This is a genomic window from Paraburkholderia sp. 22098 (assembly GCF_052045935.1).
GTDB lineage: Bacteria > Pseudomonadota > Gammaproteobacteria > Burkholderiales > Burkholderiaceae > Paraburkholderia > Paraburkholderia caledonica.
Genome location: NZ_JBQEPV010000027.1, coordinates 13,680 through 33,646, shown reverse-complemented (window position 1 = coordinate 33,646; position 19,967 = coordinate 13,680). Strand labels below are relative to the sequence as shown.

16 protein-coding genes are annotated in these 19,967 nt (G+C 62.1%); 4 read left to right on the top strand and 12 right to left on the bottom strand.

Annotation, left to right across the window (positions count from 1 at the left end; genetic code table 11):
- Positions 1 to 43: 43 nt before the first annotated feature.
- From betB to ampC, 3 genes are all read left to right on the top strand, one after another.
- Positions 44 to 1,513, top strand: coding sequence for a betaine-aldehyde dehydrogenase (gene betB / locus ACTJLB_RS32145; protein WP_440785642.1), 1,470 nt, complete (start codon positions 44 to 46; stop codon positions 1,511 to 1,513).
- Between the two features lie 10 nt (positions 1,514 to 1,523).
- Positions 1,524 to 3,209 carry a choline dehydrogenase gene (gene betA, locus ACTJLB_RS32140; protein WP_440785641.1) on the top strand — a complete coding sequence of 562 codons (1,686 nt, stop codon included), beginning with the start codon at positions 1,524 to 1,526 and terminating at the stop codon, positions 3,207 to 3,209.
- Between the two features lie 180 nt (positions 3,210 to 3,389).
- Positions 3,390 to 4,580, top strand: coding sequence for a class C beta-lactamase (ampC, locus tag ACTJLB_RS32135; RefSeq protein WP_440785640.1), 1,191 nt, complete (start codon positions 3,390 to 3,392; stop codon positions 4,578 to 4,580).
- A 69-nt stretch (positions 4,581 to 4,649) separates the two neighbouring features.
- On the opposite strand, the gene ACTJLB_RS32130 is transcribed toward ampC, so the two are convergent.
- The 7 genes from ACTJLB_RS32130 to ACTJLB_RS32100 all read right to left on the bottom strand — a co-directional run bounded on the left by ACTJLB_RS32130 (position 4,650) and on the right by ACTJLB_RS32100 (position 13,311).
- Positions 4,650 to 6,068: an MFS transporter gene (locus ACTJLB_RS32130; protein WP_440785639.1), complete on the bottom strand. Its 1,419-nt coding sequence runs from the start codon at positions 6,066 to 6,068 to the stop codon at positions 4,650 to 4,652.
- Between the two features lie 192 nt (positions 6,069 to 6,260).
- Positions 6,261 to 6,524 carry a hypothetical protein gene (locus ACTJLB_RS32125; RefSeq protein ID WP_020067491.1) on the bottom strand — a complete coding sequence of 88 codons (264 nt, stop codon included), beginning with the start codon at positions 6,522 to 6,524 and terminating at the stop codon, positions 6,261 to 6,263.
- A 64-nt stretch (positions 6,525 to 6,588) separates the two neighbouring features.
- Complete coding sequence (locus ACTJLB_RS32120; protein ID WP_440785638.1) at positions 6,589 to 7,245, bottom strand: sarcosine oxidase subunit gamma; 657 nt, start codon at positions 7,243 to 7,245, stop codon at positions 6,589 to 6,591.
- Complete coding sequence (locus tag ACTJLB_RS32115; RefSeq protein WP_440785637.1) at positions 7,235 to 10,237, bottom strand: sarcosine oxidase subunit alpha family protein; 3,003 nt, start codon at positions 10,235 to 10,237, stop codon at positions 7,235 to 7,237. The genes ACTJLB_RS32120 and ACTJLB_RS32115 overlap by 11 nt, the downstream gene beginning before the upstream one ends.
- Positions 10,234 to 10,548, bottom strand: coding sequence for a sarcosine oxidase subunit delta (locus ACTJLB_RS32110; protein WP_440785636.1), 315 nt, complete (start codon positions 10,546 to 10,548; stop codon positions 10,234 to 10,236). Before ACTJLB_RS32110 ends, ACTJLB_RS32115 begins: the two co-directional genes overlap by 4 nt.
- A gap of 28 nt (positions 10,549 to 10,576) precedes the next feature.
- The gene (locus ACTJLB_RS32105) at positions 10,577 to 11,821 is read right to left on the bottom strand and encodes a sarcosine oxidase subunit beta family protein (RefSeq protein WP_020067487.1); all 1,245 of its coding nucleotides are present in this window, start codon (positions 11,819 to 11,821) and stop codon (positions 10,577 to 10,579) included.
- Between the two features lie 95 nt (positions 11,822 to 11,916).
- The gene (locus ACTJLB_RS32100) at positions 11,917 to 13,311 is read right to left on the bottom strand and encodes an L-serine ammonia-lyase (protein ID WP_020067486.1); all 1,395 of its coding nucleotides are present in this window, start codon (positions 13,309 to 13,311) and stop codon (positions 11,917 to 11,919) included.
- 286 nt (positions 13,312 to 13,597) lie between these two features.
- Between ACTJLB_RS32100 and ACTJLB_RS32095 the strand changes: the two genes are divergently transcribed.
- Entirely contained in the window at positions 13,598 to 14,680 is a 1,083-nt protein-coding gene (locus tag ACTJLB_RS32095) for a GlxA family transcriptional regulator (RefSeq protein ID WP_027804535.1), read from the top strand.
- Positions 14,681 to 14,793: 113 nt separating this feature from the next.
- Here ACTJLB_RS32095 and ACTJLB_RS32090 read toward each other — a convergent pair whose 3' ends face one another.
- From ACTJLB_RS32090 to ACTJLB_RS32070, 5 genes are all read right to left on the bottom strand, one after another.
- Positions 14,794 to 15,738 carry a choline ABC transporter substrate-binding protein gene (locus tag ACTJLB_RS32090; protein ID WP_440785635.1) on the bottom strand — a complete coding sequence of 315 codons (945 nt, stop codon included), beginning with the start codon at positions 15,736 to 15,738 and terminating at the stop codon, positions 14,794 to 14,796.
- A 119-nt stretch (positions 15,739 to 15,857) separates the two neighbouring features.
- Positions 15,858 to 16,856 carry a GlxA family transcriptional regulator gene (locus tag ACTJLB_RS32085; RefSeq protein ID WP_020067483.1) on the bottom strand — a complete coding sequence of 333 codons (999 nt, stop codon included), beginning with the start codon at positions 16,854 to 16,856 and terminating at the stop codon, positions 15,858 to 15,860.
- A 7-nt stretch (positions 16,857 to 16,863) separates the two neighbouring features.
- Positions 16,864 to 17,766 carry a choline ABC transporter permease subunit gene (gene choW / locus ACTJLB_RS32080; protein WP_087750794.1) on the bottom strand — a complete coding sequence of 301 codons (903 nt, stop codon included), beginning with the start codon at positions 17,764 to 17,766 and terminating at the stop codon, positions 16,864 to 16,866.
- Positions 17,759 to 18,940, bottom strand: a complete 1,182-nt coding sequence (locus ACTJLB_RS32075; protein ID WP_020067481.1) for a quaternary amine ABC transporter ATP-binding protein — start codon at positions 18,938 to 18,940, stop codon at positions 17,759 to 17,761. The genes choW and ACTJLB_RS32075 overlap by 8 nt, the downstream gene beginning before the upstream one ends.
- 463 nt (positions 18,941 to 19,403) lie before the next feature.
- The gene (locus ACTJLB_RS32070) at positions 19,404 to 19,721 is read right to left on the bottom strand and encodes a hypothetical protein (RefSeq protein WP_440785634.1); all 318 of its coding nucleotides are present in this window, start codon (positions 19,719 to 19,721) and stop codon (positions 19,404 to 19,406) included.
- Positions 19,722 to 19,967: the final 246 nt, after the last annotated feature.

Genomic DNA, 19,967 nt, shown 5'->3' with positions numbered 1-19,967 from the left:
CTGCCCGACAGGAACCAGCGATATCTTCACAAAGGAGCAAGTCATGGCGGTATTCGCAACGCAACGTCTCTATATCGGCGGCACCTATGTGGACGCGACCGGCGGAGAAACTTTCGACACCGTCGATCCCGCCAACGGCGAAACGCTCGCTACCGTCCAGCAGGCAAGTGCCGCGGACGTGGACCGCGCGGTGCAATCCGCTCGTGAAGGTCAGCGCGAGTGGGCCGCGCTCACGGGCATGCAACGTTCACGCATTCTGCGTCGCGCGGTCGACATTCTGCGCGAGCGCAACGACGAACTCGCCGCACTCGAAACGCGCGACACAGGTAAGCCGATTGCGGAAACGCAAGCCGTGGACATCGTCACGGGCGCGGACGTGATCGAGTATTACGCGGGCCTTGCCACCGCGATCGAGGGGCAGCAGATTCCGTTGCGGCCGACGTCGTTCGTGTACACGCGGCGCGAGCCGCTCGGCGTATGCGCGGGCATCGGCGCATGGAACTATCCGATTCAGATCGCGTGCTGGAAGTCGGCGCCAGCGCTAGCTGCGGGCAATGCGATGATCTTCAAGCCGAGCGAAGTCACGCCGTTGTCGGCCTTGAAACTCGCAGAGATCTACACCGAGGCTGGCGTGCCGGCCGGCGTGTTCAACGTCGTGCAAGGCGACGGCCGCGTGGGCGCGATGCTCGCCGCGCATCCGGACATCGAGAAGATCTCGTTCACGGGCGGCGTGGAAACCGGCAAGAAGGTGATGTCGATGGCGGGCGCATCGTCGTTGAAAGAAGTGACGATGGAACTCGGCGGGAAATCTCCCCTGCTCGTTTTCGACGACGCGAATCTCGAACGCGCCGCCGACATCGCGATGAGCGCCAACTTCTTCAGCTCGGGCCAGGTCTGCACGAACGGCACACGCGTGTTCGTGCAACGTAGTGTGCTCGAACGGTTTGAAGCGTTGGTGCTGGAGCGTGTGAAGCGCATCCGCGTGGGTGCGCCAGGCGACGCCTCCACCAATTTCGGCCCGCTCGTTAGCGCGGCGCAATTGCAGAAGGTGCTCGGCTATATCGATAGCGGCGTTCAGGAAGGCGCCCAGTTGATCGCGGGCGGCAAGCGCCTGAGCGAAGGTCATTTCGGCCAGGGCCAATATGTCGAGCCAACTGTCTTCACTGGCTGCCATGACGACATGCGCATCGTGCGCGAGGAAATCTTCGGCCCGGTCATGAGCATTCTGGTTTTCGACAACGAAGACGAAGTCATCGAGCGTGCGAACCGCACCGCTTACGGCCTCGCTGCCGGTGTCGTCACCGAGAATCTGGCGCGCGCACATCGCGTGATTCATCGGCTCGAAGCCGGCATTTGCTGGATCAATACATGGGGCGAGTCGCCGGCCGAGATGCCAGTGGGCGGCTACAAGCAATCGGGCGTGGGCCGCGAGAACGGCATTACCACGCTCGAGCATTACACACGCATCAAGTCCGTGCAGGTCGAGCTCGGTCCGTATCAACCGGTGTTTTGAGGAGCCAGCCATGACTTCGAACGAATACGACTATATCGTCGTCGGCGCGGGTTCGGCGGGCAACGTGCTGGCGTCGCGCCTCACCGAAGACGCCGACGTCACGGTGTTGCTGCTCGAAGCCGGCGGCCCCGACTACCGCTTCGATTTCCGCACGCAGATGCCCGCCGCGCTCGCCTATCCGTTGCAAGGGCGCCGCTACAACTGGGCGTATGAGACGGACCCTGAGCCGCATATGAACAACCGTCGCATGGAGTGCGGCCGCGGCAAGGGACTAGGCGGGTCGTCGCTGATCAACGGCATGTGCTATATCCGCGGCAATGCGCTCGACTACGATGGTTGGGCCACGCGGCGCGGTCTGGAAAACTGGACCTATCTGGACTGCCTGCCTTATTTTCGCAAAGCCGAAACACGCGACGCAGGCCCGAACGCCTATCACGGCGGCGACGGCCCCGTGCACGTGACCACGAGCAAGCCCGGCAATAACCCGCTTTTCGCAGCGATGGTCGAGGCCGGCGTTCAGGCAGGCTTTCCGCGCACCGACGATCTGAACGGCTATCAGCAGGAAGGCTTTGGTCCAATGGACCGCACTGTCACGCCGAACGGCCGGCGCGCCAGCACCGCGCGCGGCTATCTGGATCGCGCGAGGGCACGCGCGAACCTGACCATCGTCACGCATGCGTTGAGCGATCGTGTGCTGTTCTCCGGCAAACGTGCGGTTGGCGTCGCGTATCAGCACAACGGCGCGACAGTGAATGCCCATGCGCGCCGGGAAGTACTGGTCTGCAGCGGCGCGATCGCATCGCCGCAATTGTTGCAACGCTCCGGCGTGGGTCGCTCCACGTGGCTGCGTGAACTCGACATTCCCGTTGTTCACGATCTGCCGGGCGTCGGCGAAAACTTGCAGGACCATCTGGAGATGTACATCCAGTACGAGTGCAAGGAACCCGTGTCGCTCTACCCTGCTTTGCAGTGGTGGAACCAGCCGGCCATCGGACTCGAATGGATGCTCAACGGCACGGGCATTGGCGCGAGCAATCAGTTTGAAGCGGGCGGCTTCATCCGTACACGCGACGACGACTTGTGGCCCAACATCCAGTATCACTTTCTGCCGGTGGCGATCAATTACAACGGCTCGAATGCGATCAAAATGCATGGCTTTCAGGCGCACGTCGGCTCGATGCGTTCGCCGAGCCGCGGGCGCGTGAAGCTCAAGTCGCGCGACCCGGCCGCACACCCGAGCATTCTCTTCAACTACATGGCCGATCCGCTCGACTGGCGCGAGTTCCGCGACGGCATCCGCATTACACGCGAGATCATGCGGCAGCCGGCGCTGGATCGTTATCGCGGACGTGAGCTGAATCCGGGCGCCGAGCTGACCACAGACGCCGAGCTCGACAGTTTCGTGCGGGCGCGGGCCGAGACGGCGTTTCATCCTTCCTGCTCGTGCAAGATGGGTTATGACGACATGGCCGTGGTGGACAACGAGGGCCGCGTGCACGGCTTGCAAGCGCTGCGCGTGGTGGATGCGTCGATCATGCCGATCATCACCACGGGCAATCTCAATGCCCCGACCATCATGCTGGCGGAAAAGATCGCGGACCGCATTCGTGGGCGCGAGCCGTTGGCGCGCGTGGACACACCTTACTTCGTCGCGAATGGCGCGCCTGCCAGGAAGCGCGAACGAGCGACCGTCTGACTTCCGCGTTCAGGATTCCGGTTTCCGGATTCCGGGTTTCCGCCCGGGCGGCGAGCTCTTGCCGCCCATAACTTTTTCTTGACCCTCTCGCAAGTTATCCTCGATTGTCAGCGCTCCGCGAAAGCCGGATAGTGCTGCGTCAGCACACCTGTCGATAGCAATTCAAGGAAAACGCCGCATATGAAGCTAAGAGCCCTGAGCGTAATGGCGTCCGCCGTCTTCGCGCTGAGCGCAATGGCACCGGCAAGCCATGCAGCCGGCGAAGCCGGCGACACCGGCGACACCGACGACGCGATCAAAACCGTAGTGGACTCGGCAATCGAACCGCTGATGGCGCAATACCATGTGCCGGGCATGGCGATCGGCGTGATCGCGAACGGCAAGACCTATGTATTCGACTATGGCGTGGCGTCGCTACAGACAGGCAAGCCTGTCGCGCAGCGCACGCTATTCGAAATTGGTTCGGTCAGCAAGACATTTACCGCGACGCTCGCCGCCTACGCGCAACTCAACGGTCAACTGAAGCTGTCGGACGAGACGCAGAAATATTTGCCGTCATTGCGAGGCAGCGCGTTCGGCAAGGTGAGCCTTCTGAACCTGGGCACGCACACGCCGGGCGGTCTGCCGCTTCAGGTACCTGACGACATTCATGACAACGCCCAGCTGTTGCAGTACTTCAACGCATGGAAGCCCGCGTACGCGCCCGGCACTTACCGCACGTATGCGAATCCCGGTATCGGCACGCTTGGTCTGATCACCGCCAGAAGCATGGGCCAGGACTTTGCGCCGCTAATCGAGCAGCACATGTTTCCCGCGCTCGGCATGAGAAGCAGCTATATCCACGTCCCCACGGCGAAAATGTCCGACTACGCGCAGGGCTATACGAAAGATGGCGCACCGGTCCGCATGAAACGCGGCGTTCTCGCCGACGAAGCGTACGGCGTGAAAACCACCGCCGCAGACATGGTCCGTTTCGTTCAGGCGAACATGAACCTGATCGACGTGGACAGCAAGCTTCAGCGCGCGATTACGGCCACGCACACTGGCTACTTCAAGGCCGGCGTGCTCACGCAAGACCTGATATGGGAGCAATACGCGTATCCAGTCGCGCTCTCCACTTTGCATGAAGGCAACGCGCCCGCCATGGCGGTCACCCCGACACCGGCCGCTGCGATCGATCCGCCGCTGCCGCCGCAGCAGAATGTGTGGATCAACAAGACCGGTTCGACGAACGGTTTCGGCACCTACGTCGCCTTCGTTCCTCAGAAACGCGTAGGCGTCGTGTTGCTTGCCAACAAGAACTTCCCCATCGAGGACCGCGTCAGCGCGGCGTATCGGATCATGTCGGCACTCGTTGAGAGCGCACAGTAGCGACGAGAAGCGCGATCCCGCCACGGTGCGGCGGACAGGCAACCGCTGCACCGTGGCGGGCGAACGCTGCTACTCGCGCGCCGGACTGAGCACGCCATGCGCGTCGCTCTCCACGGCTTCCGACACGAGCGTCTCGAGCGCGAGTCCACGGGTTTCGATGCCGAGTATCCACACGGCGGCGGCTGCGATGACGAAGCACATCGCGCCGAGCGAGAACACGCCGCCCTGGCCGAACACCGGCAACACGACGCCCACCACATACGGCCCGATCAGCGAGCCGACACGGCCAATTGCCGAGGCGAACCCCGAACCCGTGGCGCGCGCGCCGGTGCCGTAGAGTTCCGGCGTATAGGTGTAAAGCACCGCCCACATTGCAAATAGAAAGAACTGCATTGCAAGTCCCGCGCAGATCAGCAACGTGGGCGTCTGGGCGTGGAGCGCGGTTTGCCCGTACACGTAGGCCATTACCGCACTGCCCGCAAGCGACGCGATACAGGTCGGCTTGCGTCCCCAGCGTTCAACGAGCCATGCCGCGCAGATAAAACCCGGAATACCGCCGAGAGAGATCAGCACCGTGTACAACACCGACTTCGTCACCGCGAAGCCGGCCTGCTGCATCAGCGCGCCGAGCCATGACGTCAGACCGTAAAAGCCGAGCAACGCAAAGAACCACAGCGTCCACACCATGACCGTGCGACGCCGGTAAGCCGCGCTCCAGATCTCGCGAAACGCGCCGGCGCCTTTGGCGGCCACCGGTTCGGCGAGCATGACCGGCGGGCGCAGGTGGCTCAGCCCCGCGGACTTCATGACTTTGCCTTCGATGTCAGCAAGAATTTTGTCGGCGTCGCCGAGACGTCCGCGATGTTCGAGCCAACGCGGCGATTCCGGCACGATGCGTCGCACGACGAGCACGAACACGGCGGGAATCGCGAGCAACGCGAACTCAGTTCGCCAGCCGAAGGTCGGCAGCACGAAGTACGACACCACGCCTGCCGTGATGAAACCGAGCGGCCAGAAGCCGTCCATTAACGCGATCAGACGCCCGCGCGAAGAAGCCGGAACGAATTCCGACAGGAGCGTTTGCGCAATCGGGAACTCCATGCCCATGCCGAAGCCCAGCAGCACCCGGTAAAAGATCAGCGCTTCGACACTCTGCGCAGTCGAACACAGATAGGAAGCGAGACCCCACAGCACCATGCTCCATTGAAACACCGGCCGGCGCCCGAAGCGATCGGCGAGCAAGCCGGCGACCGCCGCACCGCCCACCATGCCGAAGAAACTTGCACTCGCGACGAGGCCGGCGGTCGCCGTCGACAAACCGAACTCGGTCTTGATCGAACCGAGTACGAAAGTCATCGTGCCGAGGTCGACGGAATCGAAGAAGAACGCAATCGCGATAATGATGAAGATGGTCCGGTGATAGCCGGAGAACGGCAGCCGTTCGAGTCGCGCGGCGGCGCTCGCGCGAGACTGAGAAGCGGTAGGCATGGCATCCCCTGAATATTGCGGCGCGGCCGCGAGTGATGTTCCGATGAGCACATTCAGTAGACGCCGACATAAATCGGCGACATAGAAGAAATACGTCATCGGGATGGAACGGGGGCGTCGTTCAACAGTCCTCGCGCCGATAGGCCGTACCGGCCGCCGGCCGGGCGCGAGGCAACCGCTACGCGCTATACGCTATGCGCGCAGCCGCGCACGCGCCGCGCCTGCAACACGCGCGAGCGCGTCCGCGCTCAGCCGGGCGGCGATTTTCTGAACGTATTCGTGGTGGCGCGCCTGCAACGGCGCGCCCAGTTGCTGTGCGAGTAGATAGCGAATCAGCGCGATGCGCCGGTGCCGCAGCAGCATGCTCTGATCGAGCAGCGCGAGCGCGGCATCGGCATCGCCTTGCTGGCATGCGCGCTCGGTGAGGCGCGCAGTGACGACACGGGTCGACGTCATGTGAGACGGGCAGTGCGAAAGCCGCGAGCGGTCCACGGGAACAGCGCTCGCGGCGTTAACGCAGTCACGACATCAACGGCTCGGCTGCGTCGAGCATGATCTTCACGAAGTAGTCGGCAAAGCTGCGACGCACGATGATGTCGAAGCTGTCGGCGCCGCTGGGCACCAGCGTCATCGACGCCTTGAAGTAATGGCTTTGCGCACACTGCCCTTCGCCGAACAACTTGGGATGCAGATCGAGCGGACAGCCGCGCGAAAGCACTTCACGCGTGCGCGCGCCGGTGATTTCGAGCACCGTATAGCCGCTGCCGATATCCACCGCGGACGCGAACACGCCTGCAAACGCTGCACCGAGCTTCGCCTGCAACGGCGCAGTGCGCGTTGCGTCATGCGCGACCGCTGAGCGCACGAGCCATTCGTCCGGTCCGAGCCAGAGCATCTCGTAACCGTTGCCGCGCGCAATCGTATTGGCTTTTTCGGGCGGCGGGCAACCGAGCACATTTTTTACCGCCTGCACGAATGCGGCGTCGCGCGTATCGCCTCGCACGTTCACGAGTTCTAGAAACGGCCGCTCGCTCAATCTGAATGCCGTGCTTGCCGTTGCCTGATGCTTTTTCAGCAGCGCATCCACGCCCACCAGCGGCGACTCCTGCCAGACGCCGGTTTGCCTGCCGACAGCACGGTCCACGACCGACGCCGCCGTTTTAGTTTCATTCCACATGTTGACGCGCTCCTTCGCTGTCGTAGAACACCGAGCTGGTGATCTTCGCTGCAATCTGTTTGCCGCTCGAAAGCGGGACCGTGACCGTTTCGCCGATCTTCTCGAGACCGCCCTTCACGACGGCCATCGCAATCGAGCGCTTGAGAATCGGACTGTAATAACTCGACGTGACGTGGCCGAGCATCGGCGCGGTGTCGCCCTGGAACGGACCGGCGACAATTTGCGAGCCTTCCGGTATCACGAACGACGGATCGTCGGAGAGCAGCCCGACCAGTTGCTTGCGCCCCGGCTTAGCCGTGTCGGAGCGGGTCAGCGAACGCTTGCCCAGAAAGTCTTTCGACTTCGCGACGAGGCCGCCCATGCCGAGGTCGTAAGGCGTCATCGAGCCGTCCGTATCCTGACCCACGATGATGTAGCCCTTCTCCGCACGCAACACGTGCATCGTTTCAGTGCCATACGGCGTGATGTCGAACTCGGCGCCAGCAGCCATCAACGCTTCCCACACCGCGCGTCCCACATTCGCCGGCACGTTCACTTCATACGCGAGTTCACCGGAAAAGCTGATGCGCATCACGCGCGACGCTGCACCCGCGACCGTGCCTTCGCGATAGCTCATGAACGGAAATGCGGCGTTCGCGAAGTCGATGTCATGACACACCTTCTGCAAGACCTTGCGGCTGTTGGGGCCGACCACGGCGAAAGTCGCCCAGTGATCGGTGACCGACGCAAGACGCACGCGCATGTCCGGCCATTCCGTTTGCAGCCAGCGTTCGAGCCACGTCAGCACGCGCGCCGCGCCGCCCGTAGTCGTCGTCATCATGTAGTGCTGATCGGCGAGGCGCACAGTCACGCCGTCGTCGAAAATCATGCCGTTTTCGTCGAGCATCAGGCCATAGCGGCACTTGCCGACTTCGAGCTTGCTCCACGGATTCGTGTAGACCCAGTTCAGGAGCTTTGCAGAATCGGGACCCTGAATGTCGATCTTGCCGAGCGTCGATGCATCCAGAATGCCGACGCTGGTACGCACTGCGAGCGATTCGCGTGCGACGGCCGCGTGCATGTCCTCACCCGCTTTCGGGTAATACCACGGACGCTTCCAGTTGCCGACGTCCTCGAAAGCAGCGCCGTTCTCCACGTGCCATTCATGCACAGCCGTCTTGCGCACCGGATCGAGAAACTCGCCGAGTTCGCGGCCCGCGAATGTGCCGAACGTGACCGGCGTGTAGTTCGGGCGGAAGGTGGTGGTGCCGGTCTCTGGAATTGTCTTGCCGAGCGCCTGCGCGAGAATCGCCATACCGTTGATGTTCCCGAGCTTGCCCTGGTCGGTGCCGAAGCCCATCGCCGTATAGCGCTTCACGTGTTCAACCGACTCGAAGCCTTCGCGGGCGGCCAGGAAAATATCCGCCGCGGACACGTCATTCTGGAAGTCCACGAACTGCTTCGGCCCGCGCGTTGCAAGCTCGCGTCCGCCAACGAGCCACAGCGGCTCCAGCTTTGCTTCGCTGATTTCGGCGACCTGAACCGGATTCGGCCGGGCGACGATATGGCCTGCGGCACGCGCGGCCTCGATGCCTGCATCGACGGCGAAACGGATGCCTTGACCCAGCATGAAGTCGCCGTTGCAGGCGCCGACGCTCGTCTCTGCCTGCATCGCCTTGCCGGGCACGAAGCAGGCCTTCTCGTTATGCCAGTGCGCCTTGCCGCCCGACTGCGCGAACAGATGCAGCACGGGGCTCCAGCCGCCGGACATCGCGAGCAGATCGCACGGCAATTCGCTTTGCTTCGCGCCGGTCTTGCCGTTTGCATACGAAGCGATATCCACCGACGCCACGCGCAGTTTGCCGTGCGCCGCGGTGATGACGGCGCCGCCGATCACCTTCACGCCGTAGCGGCGCGCAAGCGCGGGCAGCGTGCCCTTCGATTCACCCGCGCGCGGATCGATCACGGTCACCTGCGCGCCGGCCGCTTTCAGGTCGAGCGCGCATTGATAGCCGTCGTCGTTGTTCGTGAAGACTACTGCGTTGCGGCCCGGCAATACTGCATAGCGATGCAGATAGGTCGAAACGGCCGAAGCCAGCATCACGCCCGGCAGATCGTTGTTGCCGAACACGATGGGCCGTTCATGCGCGCCGGTCGCGAGAATCACGCGTTTTGCGCGGATCTTCCACATCAGTTCGCGCGTGCCCTTGCGTTGCGACACGGGCAGATGTTCGGTTAAACGCTGGGTCACCGTGACGAGATTGTGGTCCTGATAACCGAACGCGGTGCTGCGCGTGAGAATCTTCACGTCGGGCATCTGCCGCAGTTCATCTTCGATCTTGTGCACCCACTGCAACGCAGGCTTGCCGTCGATCTCCGCGCGGCACGACAGCAGCGAGCCGCCGAGTTCCGGCTGATCGTCGACCAATGTCACGCGTGCGCCCGACAAAGCGGCTGCGTGCGCGGCCGCGAGACCGGTCGGCCCGCCGCCCACGACCAGCACGTCGCAATGTGCAAAGCACTTGTCGTAGCGGTCGGCGTCGAGTTGCTCGGGCGCCTTGCCGAGACCCGCGGCGTCGCGGATCACTTCTTCGTACTTCGGCCAGAACTTGCGCGGCCACATGAAGGTCTTGTAGTAGAAGCCCGCCGGAATGAAGCGTGCGAACTTCTGATTGACCGCCATGCGATCTTTCTCGATGCTCGGCTTCGCATTCACGCTGTTCGCAACGAGCCCCTGATACAACTCGACTTCGGTCGCGCGCGCATTCGGCACCGTGTAGGCGCCGGTTTCCAATTGCACGACGGCGTTCGGCTCTTCCACTCCGGCCGTAACGATGCCGCGCGGCCGGTGATATTTCCAGCTACGCGCAACGAAATGCAGGCCGTTGGCGAGCAATGCCGAAGCCAGCGTATCACCCTGATAACCCTGATACCGGCGGCCGTTGAATGTGAACGTAAGCGGCAATGCGCGGTTGATGCGCCCGCCATTCGGGAGTCGGTCTTTCTGGCTCATTGCGTCTTGCCCTCTTGTGCCTTGCCGTCGTTGCTATCCATCTTGAGCAGCGGACGGTCGAACGTCTCGTAGCCCTGGATCTCGTAGCTCACCGTATCGCGCTGCGCCTTGAACCAGCGGCGGCAGCCTTGCGTATGCATCCATTGCTCACGATGCACGCCGCGCGGATTCTTGCGCATGAACAGGTAGTCGCCCCACTCCTTGTCGGTGAGCCTCTCGGTATCGAGCGGACGCGCAATGTCCGCTTCGCCGCCGCAGGAAAATTCGGTTTCGGCGCGTGGCCCGCACCAGGGGCATTCGATCATCAGCATGTTTGTCTCTCTATCCAGCGCTAGTGCGTTAGTGGGCGACGGCGGCGGCGCCGTGTTCGTCGATGAGATGGCCGGTGTAGAAGCGATCCAGCGAGAACGGCGCGTTCAATTCGTGCGGCTCGTCTTTCGCGATCGTGTACGCATAGGCCCAACCGGAACCGGGGGTCGCCTTGAAGCCGCCCGTGCCCCAGCCGCAATTGAAATAGAGGCCCTTCACGTCGGTCTTGCTGATGATCGGGCATGCGTCCGGCGAGACGTCCACGATGCCGCCCCACTGCCGGTTCATGCGCACGCGCGAGAACACCGGGAACATTTCGACGATGGCTTCGAGCGTGCCTTCGATAATCTGGAAGCTGCCGCGCTGTCCGAAACCCGTGTACTGGTCCACCCCCGCGCCGATCACCAGATCGCCTTTGTCGGACTGGCTGATATACGCGTGCACGGCGTTCGACATCACCACTGTGTTCACGACCGGCTTGATCGGCTCGGACACCAGCGCCTGCAACGGATGGCTTTCGAGCGGCAGGCGCACGCCGGCCATGTCGGCGAGCGTGGAGGTATTGCCCGCTGCCACCACCGCGACTTTCTTTGCCTTGATGAAACCCTTCGTCGTATCCACGCCCGTTACCTGGCTGCCGTTACGGCGAATTCCGGTGACCTGGCAGTTTTGCACGATGTCGACGCCCGCCTGGTCCGCGCCCCGCGCGAAGCCCCAAGCCACCGCATCGTGACGCGCGACACCGCCGCGCCGCTGAATCGACGCGCCCAGCACCGGGTAGCGGCTATTCAGATTGATAGTCGGCTCGAGTTCCTTGATCTGCGCAGGAGTGAGGAATTCGGCATCGACACCGTTCAGGCGGTTCGCATTCACGCGCCGCTCGGTGTCGCGCACGTCCTGCAACGTATGCGCGAGGTTCATCACGCCGCGCTGGCTGAACATCACGTTGTAGTTCAGATCCTGCGAGAGACCCTCCCACAGTTTCATTGCCTTTTCGTAGAGCGCAGCCGACTCGTCCCACAGATAATTCGAGCGAACGATGGTCGTATTGCGCGCCGTATTGCCGCCGCCGATCCAGCCTTTTTCGAGCACGGCGATATTGCGCACGCCATGTTCTTTAGCAAGGTAGTAGGCGGTGGCGAGACCGTGTCCGCCGCCGCCGACGATCACCACGTCGTACTCGCGTTTGGGCTCGGGGCTCTTCCACTGGCGCTCCCAGTTTTCGTGATACGACATCCCGTTGCGCAAGAGGCTGAATATCGAATAGCGGCTCATCGTTGGTCCTTGTGGGTACTGTCGGTGCTTATGGTGCTTGTAGTGCTCGTGTGCTTGATGCCTGGTGCTTCATCACGACTCTAATAGAGCGCTGTTCAGCACTCGATGACGTTCACGGCCAACCCGCCGCGCGACGTCTCCTTGTATTTCGTCTTCATATCCGCGCCCGTCTCGCGCATCGTCTTGATCACGTTATCGAGCGATACGTAGTGCTGGCCGTCGCCCTTCATCGCCATGCGCGCGGCGTTCAGTGCCTTGATCGCGCCCATGGCGTTGCGCTCGATGCACGGAATCTGCACGAGTCCGCCGACCGGATCGCAGGTCATGCCGAGGTTATGTTCCATGCCGATTTCTGCGGCGTTTTCGACTTGCGTCGGCGTGCCGCCCATTACTGCGGCAAGCGCCGCTGCGGCCATCGAACAGGCCACGCCGACTTCGCCCTGGCAGCCCACTTCGGCGCCGGAGATGGACGCGGTCTCCTTGTAGATGATCCCGATAGCCGCAGCCGTCAGCAGGAAGTTGACGATGCCCTCGTCGTTCGACGCATGCATGAACTTCACGTAGTAGTGCAGCACGGCAGGGATCACGCCTGCCGCGCCGTTGGTCGGCGCGGTCACGACGCGCCCGCCTGCCGCGTTCTCTTCGTTCACGGCCATCGCGTACAGGTTGACCCAGTCGAGCATCGAAAGCGGATCGCGCAGCGACTCCTCGGAGCGCGAGCGCAATTGCCCGCACAGGTCGGCTGCGCGGCGCTTCACATGCATGGGTCCGGGCAATTCGCCGCGCACCTTGCAACCGCGTTCGACGCAAGCCGACATCGCGCGCCAGATCGCGAGCAGGCCTTCGCGCACTTCCTGTTCGGAGCGGGACGCACATTCGTTGCGCAGCGTCACCTGGGCGATAGAGAGGCCCGTTTCGCGGCACACGCGCATCAGATCGTCGCCGGTGCGAAACGGGTACGGCACCTCGGCGCCCGCACGTACGCCGTTCACGCGATCGCCCTCGCGGTTCACGACGAAGCCGCCGCCAATCGAGTAATACTCTTTTTCGACCAGCAGCTGCCCATACTCGTCGAATGCCTGAAAACGCATGCCGTTCGGATGCACGATGCCCGAGCCGGGCGCACCCGGCATCAGCTTGCGAAAAAATCCAAGATGCTCGCGCTCGTCGAATTTCACCGGATGCTTGCCGAGCAGCGCGAGCTGCTTCGTCTCGCGAATCGCGAGCAAACGCGGCTCGATCGTGTCCGGGTCGATCAGTTCGGGCAGGTTGCCTTCCAGGCCGAGCAGCACCGCTTTGTCGGTGCCATGGCCCTTGCCGGTTGCGCCGAGCGAGCCGAACAGTTCGACCTTCACGCGGCGCACGAAGCCGAGCAGGTTGGCGTCTTCGATATGCGACGCGAAGCGGCAAGCAGCGATCATCGGCCCGACCGTGTGCGAGCTGGAGGGACCGATACCGATCTTGAACAGATCGAATACGCTGACGTTCATGGCTAGCCTTGTGCGTTGCAATGCCTGGGTGGAGGGACTTACCTCGAAACAGGCCCTATTGCACCGCACGTCAAATTGGACCGATAGAATAAAAACGGCATGACAGTGGGATAGTGGCGTCAAGCGCACTGCGCGCCAAGCGTCGCGACGTATTTACGAAGGCTTCTGACGCATTTGCGACAGGCGCAGCCCCTGCGCCTCGCGATGCTGACGACACGTATGATCAGTGCCCCGGTAGATCCCGGTGCTATGCTTGACTCAACCTTTTTTTGCTCTGGCTGCATGCATGAACTCCGCTGAACCGCTTCCCCTTCAATCTATCGACGGCACGCCGAAGCAGCGCATCCGCTTTGGCATCATCCTGCTGCCGAACTTCACGCTGACGGCGTTTTCGGGTTTCGTCGACCTGTTGCGCCTGTCCGCGGACGAAGGCGACTTCAGCAAGCCCGTGCGCTGTTCATGGAGCGTGATAGGGGAAACCCTTGCTCCGGTACGCGCGAGTTGCGGAATCCAGATCACTCCGTGGGAAACCTTCGACAACGCCGAGCCGTTCGATTACGTCGTCGTGGTGGGCGGCCTGCTGCATTCGGGACCGGCCGCGAACGACGCAACCCTTGCGTTCATACGCCGCGCCGCGGCGGCCGATGCAACGCTTGTCGGCATGTGTACGGGCGTGTTCTCGCTGATGCGCGCGGGCGTGCTCGACGGTCATCGCATTTGCGTAAGCTGGTTTCACTACTGGGATTTCATCGAGCGTTTTCCGTCGGTGAATGAAGAGGCGCTCGTGGCAGACCGGCTGTTCGTGATCGATCGCCGGCGCATTACGTGTTCAGGCGGGCGCGCTTCTATCGACGTGGCCGCAGCCATTCTTCTGCGCCACTTCGAAACCGCAACGGTACAAAAGGCGCTGCGTATTCTTCTCGTCGACGACATGCAGAAAGGCAATGCGCCGCAGCCGCATCCGCCGGGACTTGCACCTGCGGCGCACCCGAAAGTGAAGCGCGCAATTCTGCTGATGGAACAGCACGTGGGGCGTTCGCTTTCACTCGATGAACTCGCGCGCAAGCTGGATCTGTCGCCGCGTCAACTGGAGCGGCTTTTCAAGGCGCAAACCGGCAAGGCGCCGCAGGCCTACGCGAAGCAGGTGCGCCTGCGCACGGCTGCCTGGCTATTGACCAGCTCGGACAAGACCGTGGCGGACATTGCATCGAGTTGTGGCTTTTCCGATGCGTCACATCTGGGCCGCGAATTCCGCAAACAATTCGGCTTGCCGCCGATGATGTATCGCGAGCAACGCGGCACGGCGGCGGAAGCGGAATATGGTGCGGATTTCGACGAGACGTTTCCGGGGCGGGCGCAGGCGATTTGAGGCCCTGTTTCAAGGCGTTTTGTCGATGCCCTTTGATTTCGTCCCTTGTTTAATAGCCTGAAACCTTGCAACAGGCGGTTTAGCGCCGCGTCAAGCGGCGCCAAAAGCCGATATCACTTCCCCGCCACATACGCCTTCACTGCCGGCAAACCATCCTTGCCGTCGAACGTCTTCACGCCCGCGAGCCACTGGTCGAGCACTGCGGGATTCGCCTTCAACCACTCGCGCGCGGCCTTGTTGGGGTCCGTTTTGTTCATGATCGGCAGCATCACGTGATTCTCGATGTCGGTCGTGAAATGCAGGTTCGACACGAGTTTCGCGACGTTCGGGCAGCGTGTCGAGTAATCGGTCGGCGTAACCGTCATGACCTTGGCCTCGCCGTAGTTCGGACCGAACACGTCGTCGCCGCCGGACAGATAATCGATTTTCATCTGCACGTTCATCGGATGCGGTTCCCAGCCGAGGAACACAATCGACTTCTTGTCGCGGATCGCGCGGTTCACCTCCACCAGCATGCCCGCCTCGCTCGACTCCACGAGCTTGAACTTGCCGAGCCCATACTGGTTGCTGTCAATCATCTTCTTGATCAACGCATTGCCGTCGTTACCCGGCTCGATGCCATAGATCTTGCCGCCGAGCTTGTCGTAGTTCTTCGCGATGTCGGTGAACGTCTTGATACCCGCCTGATACGCGTAGTCCGGCACGGCAAGCGTGTACTTTGCGCCCGTCAGGTTCGGCGTCGGCAGCACGCTCAGCTGACCGGCCTTTTTGAACGGATCGATCATCGGGTCCATGGTCGGCGACCAGTAGCCGAGGAATACGTCGATCTGCTTGCTCTTCACACCGGCAAAGGTAATCGGCACAGAGGCGATCGTTTTGGTCGGCTTGTAGCCGAGTCCTTCGAGCACCGTCGATGCAAGCCCTGTCGTAGCGGCGATATCGGTCCAGCCGACGTCGGCGAAGCGGACGTCGCGGCATGTAGCGGGTTCGGCGGCGAAAGCCGAAGGAACGGACGACACAGACAGCGCGCACAACGACGCAGCCCACAAACGTTTCATGGCGTTTCCTCTGGGTGATTGAATGCTTGACTGGCTTATTACACTGACTTTTTCGACGCCGCCTGCTGCGCAACGAGGCACGCGCGAACGCACGTCACCGAACTTGAAGCACGAACCTCCTACGCCGACAGTCGCCGCTCGACGCTCGGCGCATGACCGAATTGCGCGCGGTACGCCTTGCTGAAATGGCACGGCGAATGGAAGCCGCAAACGGCCGTGACGCGAGCGATCGAAGCGTCGGTATTGCGCAGCAGTTCACGCGCTCGCCGCAGGCGCAACGTGAGGTAATAGTGCGTCGGCGATACGCTCAGGAACATCTTGAACATGCGCTGCAAATGGCGCTGCGACAGATGCACGAGCCGCGCGAGTTCGTCGAGCGATAAAGGCTCTTCGATATTCGCCTCCATCAATCGAACGACCTCGATGAGTTCGGCACGCGAGAAACCGACGCGGGCGTCGACGGGTATGTGCTGATAGTCGGTCGAGCCGCGTATTCTTTCCACGATGAACTGCTCCGACACCTGCGCCGCGACCGGATGACCGAGCCGCATGGCAACCAGTTTCAGCATCAGATCGAGCGGCGCGGTGCCGCCCGTGCAGGTCATGCGGTCGCGGTCGATCACGAAGAGTTCGTCGGCGAAACGCACATGCGGGTAGCTCTTGTGCAGCGGCGACATATCTTCCCAGTGCACGGTACAGCGATAGCCGTCGAGCAGCCCGGCTGCGAGTAGCGCATACGGTCCCGTGCAAATGCCGCCGAGCGGTATGTTCTGGGCCGCCACGTCGCGCAGCAAACCGATCACCGTTTCGTTGACGTAGTCGCGCACGTGCCAGCCCGCGCAGACGATCAGCACGTCAGGCATGCCGGCTTGCGCGAGCGTCGTGGTGGGCTTCACCGTAATACCGTTGCTCGCCCGCGCCGGCTCGCCGTCCGGCGTGATCACGGACCACCTGTAATGCTCCGCGCGGCCCACGTAGTTGGCCATGCGGAGCACCTCGACCGCGCTCGTGAACGCGATCATCGAAAAGTTCGGCAGCGTCAGAAAGCCGACGTGCGCGAGCCGGGAAAGCGGCGAATCTGAAGGGGCCTCGACCTGGGTGATCGCGTCGCGCTTCATGTGCGGCTCAGCTGTGCTGCGCCGCCGGCGCGCGGCGCACCTTCATCACACTGCGCAAGCCCGAGAGAAGCGGCGCGCGCGCCATGCCGGGCGAGCGGCCAAAGCTCTCCGTGATACGGTCCAGAATGATCGCGAGCATCACGACAGAAAGTCCGCTTTCGAAGCCGAGCCCGATGTCGAGCCGTTGAATACTGGCGAGCACGTCGTTGCCAAGCCCGCCCGCGCCGACCATCGACGCAATGATCACCATCGAGAGCGCCATCATGATGGTCTGATTCACGCCGGTCATGATCGAAGGCAGCGCATTGGGAAACTGCACCTTGTAGAGCAACTGCCACGGCGTGCAGCCGAACGCCTGCCCCGCTTCGACGATCTCGCGGTTCACGTGCTTGATGCCGAGCGACGTGAGACGCACCGCGGGCGGCATGGCGAAGATCACCGTGGAAAGAATGCCGGGCACGCGGCCGAGGCCGAACAGCATCGCGGCCGGAATCAGGTAGACGAACGCGGGCATGGTCTGCATCAGGTCGAGCACGGGACGCACGATCATTTCGACGGTCCGGCTTTTCGCGGTCCAGATGCCGAGCGGCACGCCGAGCAGGAGGCTGATCAACGTGGACGACAGCGTGAGGCCGAGCGTGATCACCATCTGATCCCAGAACCCGGTGCCATAGATCAGCAGCATCGCAAGCAAGGTGAAGAGCGCGAAACGCCAGCCCACCCGCCACAATCCTATGCCGACGAAGAACGCCATCAGCGCCCACATGGGAACGGCTTGCAGACCTTGTTCGATCAGCGCCGCAAAACCCTCGATGACCTTGCCGATGGAATCGAAAGTCTTGGCGTCATGGTCGAGCAGATAGTGGACGCCGTGGTCGACCCAGGCGCCAAGTGGAATGACTTCAGACATGGGAACCTCGATGGCGCGTAAGAACGTGCAACACGTTCGTCTTGTTGACCGAACCACAGTAGGAGCCGTCTGCTTCGACGACCGGCAAAGGCGCGCGGCTCGCGACCACGCGTTCGACCACATCGTCTAGCGGTGTGGTGCGTCGAATGCATTCGACGTAGTTCAGTTTCGCCGACGCGCTGCCTGTTTCGTCGCGGCACACGAAGCCGCGAATCTTGCGTTCGCTGTCGAGCACGAACGCATAGTCGGCGCTGCCGTTCAAGGTGGCGGCCACGCTCGACGCGTCGATCTGCGGCGAATGCGAATGCATCAGCGGCACGGCGTCGGTCTGCATCAGATCGCCGGCCGTCAGATAACGGCTGGTGTCGATGCCTTCGAAGAAGGCGCGCACGTAATCGTCGGCGGGATTCGTGATGATCTCCTGCGGCGTGCCGATCTGCACCACCTTGCCGCCTTCCATGATCGCGATGCGTGTGCCGATCCGCATGGCTTCTTCAAGATCGTGCGACACGAACAGGATCGTGCGCTGCTGCTCGCGTTGCAGATCGAGCAGCACGTTCTGCATTTCCTTGCGCTTTAACGGATCGAGAGCGGAGAACGCTTCGTCCATGATCATCAACGACGGGTTGACCGCGAGTGCCCGCGCAAGGCCCACGCGTTGCTGCATGCCGCCCGACAGTTGTGCGGGCAGCTTCGCCGCGAACGGAGCGAGGCCAACCTGCTCGAGCACGGTCATCGCGCGCGCTTCGCGTTCTTTGCGGCTGACGCCCGCCACTTCGAGCCCAAACGCTGCATTCGACAGCACAGTGCGTTGCGGCATCAGCGCAAACGACTGGAACACCATGCTCATGTCCTTGCGGCGCAGCGCGGTCAATTCGGCGCGCGGTACGCTGGCCACGTCGCGCCCATCGATTAGCACCTTGCCCGCCGACGGTTCCACGAGCCGGTTGATCAGGCGGATCAGCGTCGACTTGCCGGAGCCCGAGAGCCCCATTAGCACGAAGATCTCGCCTTCCTTGACTTCGAAGGATACGTTGTGAACGCCGACGATCTGACCGGTCCGCGCGAAGACTTCTTCTTTCGTCGCGCCGCCCGCCAGCATGGCGAGCGCCTGTTTCGGGTTAGTGCCGAACACCTTGCACAGCCCTTCGACCACGACCTTGGGGGAATTCATTGAATGCTCTCCTATGTCGGCCAGAGTTTGTGCAAAACACTTACCCTGGTCCCATGCAAAGCTGCGAGCGGACGTCGTCCGCGCTGTGCATACATAGTTGCCAGAAAAAAGTACGCCTAGCCGACTATTTGCGACAACCACATGAGGAAATACGACACTCATGTCGCACGGACAAAGTTTGGCCGCCGCGAAAGCCTTGATGGGTAAGGGTTTCGCCGATATGGAAAGCGCCAGGCGAAGATGTCGCTACAAGCCAAATGTAGGGTTTCGAGAGCAGAAAAAACGCCGTGCGACGATCAGATGCGCTGGTGTCGCCGCGTAATACCGAGTTTTCTCTGGCGGCTAGTCGCGTGTTATTCGTCAGTCGAAACGATAGTTCGCGCCACGCGCGCCGTTCGAGAGAGCATTGCGCCGGACAGCATCGATATCGCGCTGCCCGGTGGCACGAATTACGGGTTAATGCTTACTGGCTCGCGCCTGTGCCTATGCCCGCCTTCTTCTGAGCATTTTGCAGATCGGTCGGATAGTTCGGGTCGTTCCGCGACGGCTGATAGCCTGCGTCCTCCAGCTTCTTGAGCTCTGCATTCTTCTTTGCGCGAGCCTGCTTGCGGGCCGCTTTACGCTCGGCCTTGGTCGGCTTGGCGGCGCTGGCTCCGCCGGGTTGCGCGGTCTGTGTGTCCGTATCGGTCGTGGTTTGCGCGGCGGCGAGTGGCATACCGGCTGCGACCATCGCGGTAACCGCAAAGCCCAGCATGATCTTTTTGATGGCAACGCGCTTCATGGCTGACTCCCTCTTAAGTTGGCAAGTGCATTCAAGGTTATGTGCGACTCATCGTTCTTCGGCGGATCGTGCGCGATGCAACGCACGGTTCGCCGTTGAGAGCTTAATGCCAAACTGCATATGGCGCACTGATGCCTGTCAGTGCAGACGCCACCGCCAGTTTTTCCAGCATGAGCGCGCGTGCTGAACTATTGTTTAAGCGCGCCGGGAGCGCCACGGCATTGCGTTTGTACAAGACAGGATGCT